The 925-nt window shown below is 69.6% G+C and carries 2 protein-coding genes; one reads left to right on the top strand and one right to left on the bottom strand.

Annotated elements, in window-relative coordinates:
- The coding region (locus tag AC31A1_RS51970; RefSeq protein ID WP_489660004.1) for a DUF2277 domain-containing protein at nt 1–214 on the bottom strand (214 nt) is incomplete at its 3' end.
- A gap of 117 nt (nt 215–331) precedes the next feature.
- Here AC31A1_RS51970 and AC31A1_RS51965 point away from each other — a divergent pair.
- Nucleotides 332–925 (top strand): ketopantoate reductase family protein (locus tag AC31A1_RS51965; RefSeq protein WP_489660003.1); only part of this gene is annotated, 594 nt, incomplete at its 3' end.

The following is a 925-nucleotide window of genomic DNA, read 5'->3' as shown; positions in this document are numbered from 1 at the left end:
CGCCCGCCCCCCTCACCTCAAGCCCCGCAAGCAACTCGGCCGTGGCCTCGGCGATCACATCCACCGCGTGGTCGAAGACCTCGCGATTGTGCGCGGCAGGTGCCCGGAACCCGGAGACCTTGCGCACGAACTGCAACGCGGCGGCACGAACCTCCTCCTCCGTGGCCTCGTCGGGCAGGGCGGGCGGTCGAAGCGTCTTGATACTGCGGCACATACATCCAGTCTCGCGCGTCGGAAGCGATACCGCCGCCCCTCTCCCGAACACACCTGCGATGATCCCTTCCGAGGCGGCCACCGTTCACGGGGCCGACCGACGAGAGGACGCGACAACATGGCGAACAACGAACTCACCGTGGCGGTACTGGGCCCCGGCGGCGTAGGCGGCCTGCTCGCGGCGCTACTGTCCCGCGCCGGCCACCGGGTGATCTGCCTGGCCGGAGAAGAAACCGCCGACACCCTCCGTACGAACGGAATCCGGGTCCACAGCACCCACTTCGGCGACTTCACGGCCCCGGTGGACGCGGCCACGGAACTACGCGAACCGGTAGACGCCTGCCTGATCACGGTCAAGGCAACAACTCTGGACGCGGCCCTCACCCGAGTCCCGGCGAAGACCCTGGGCGACGCCCTCCTCGTCCCGTTCCTGAACGGCGTAGAACACCCAACGCACCTACGCGCCCGCCACACCCCCACCCAGGTCGCCCCCGCGATCATCCGGGTCGAGTCAACTCGCACTGCCCCAGGGGTGATTGACCACGGCAGCCCGTTCGCGGAGATCGACCTGACGGGCGACATGGTCCCCCGCGACCGCCTGGACACCCTCGCGGCAGCCCTGCGCGCGGCCGGCCCCAAGACCCAGGTTCTGCCCGACGAAACGGCCGCACTCTGGGCCAAGATGACCTTCCTGGCCCCCCTCGCCCTCCTC

It is taken from the genome of Streptomyces sp. P5F9 (genome assembly GCF_057961495.1).
The sequence above is the reverse complement of the archived record's forward strand: the minus strand, read 5'-3'. Positions and strand labels throughout refer to the sequence as shown.